Source organism: Roseobacter weihaiensis, from assembly GCF_020622345.1.
Classification (GTDB): Bacteria; Pseudomonadota; Alphaproteobacteria; order Rhodobacterales; family Rhodobacteraceae; genus Roseobacter; species Roseobacter weihaiensis.
The window spans coordinates 1-562 of record NZ_JACNMO010000088.1 but is presented as its reverse complement, the minus strand read 5'-3'; the positions used below and the strand labels follow the sequence as shown (position 1 = coordinate 562).

Genomic DNA, 562 nt, shown 5'->3' with positions numbered 1-562 from the left:
CTCTCGGCAGATTTTGCATTGCAAAATCGCCTACCGGTCAACGGGATCTCTCGACTTTGTGTCTGACGCTTTTGAAGATGGCCAGCGGTTCCGCGTGCTGTGCATCGTGGATGATTGCACCCGCGAAGCCTTGGCAACTGTGGTGGATCGCTCTCTGTCTGGGGCGCGAATGACACGTGAACTGGATGACCTGATCAGACGGCGCGGTCAGCCCGACATGATCGTCTCCGATAACGGGACGGAAATGACATCTCACGCGGTGCTCAGATGGTGCCAGGATACGGGCGTCGGTTGGCATTACATCGCCCCCGGAAAGCCAACGCAAAACGCGTTTGTGGAGAGCTTCAATGGCCGACTGCGCGACGAATGCCTGAACGAGCACATCTTTGGCAATCTCGCCGAGGCCCGAAAGATCATCGAAAACTGGAGGATCGACTACAACACGCAAAGACCACACACATCGCTTGGCGGGCTGGCTCCGACCGTCTTCGCCAATCTCAACCGTGCCACCCGGCCTGCTTCGCTTGAGCTCCGCAAAGGCTCCGCTCAGCAGGCCTTGACC

At 58.2% G+C, this 562-nt stretch carries 1 protein-coding gene; it reads left to right on the top strand.

Annotated elements, in window-relative coordinates:
- The coding region (locus H7847_RS26635) for an integrase core domain-containing protein (RefSeq protein WP_227272748.1) at window positions 1–562 on the top strand (562 nt) is incomplete at both ends.